This is a genomic window from Polaromonas sp. P1_G1, from assembly GCF_056405595.1.
Genome location: NZ_JBFUBU010000255.1, coordinates 1 through 399, shown reverse-complemented (window position 1 = coordinate 399; position 399 = coordinate 1). Strand labels below are relative to the sequence as shown.

At 64.9% G+C, this 399-nt stretch carries 1 pseudogene; it reads right to left on the bottom strand.

The window, feature by feature from the left end:
* Positions 1-399 (bottom strand): annotated as a pseudogene (locus tag AC1D1Y_RS26725) (NADH-quinone oxidoreductase subunit F); the annotation flags it as partial.

The following is a 399-nucleotide window of genomic DNA, read 5'->3' as shown; positions in this document are numbered from 1 at the left end:
GTACAGGGTCTCAAAGTTGTGCTCCAGTGTGGGCCGGCCAAACAGGCCCACCTGGGCGATATAGGGCGGGCGCATGCGTGGCTCGCCGCGCTTGCCTTCGATGCTCTCGATCATGGCGGACTCTTCGCCGCAGATGTAGGCGCCGGCACCGCGGCGCAATTCAATGGTGGGCAGCGGGCACGGCGGGTTGGCACGCAGTTGGGCCAGCTCGTCCTCCAGAATGGCGCGGCAGCCGTGGTATTCGTCGCGCAGGTAGATGTAGCAGGACTCTATGCCCACCACCTGGGCGGCAATCAACAGGCCCTCCAGAAAGCGGTGCGGGTCGCGCTCCAGGTAGGTGCGGTCTTTGAAGGTACCGGGTTCGCCCTCGTCGATGTTCACGGCCATGAGTTTGGGGGC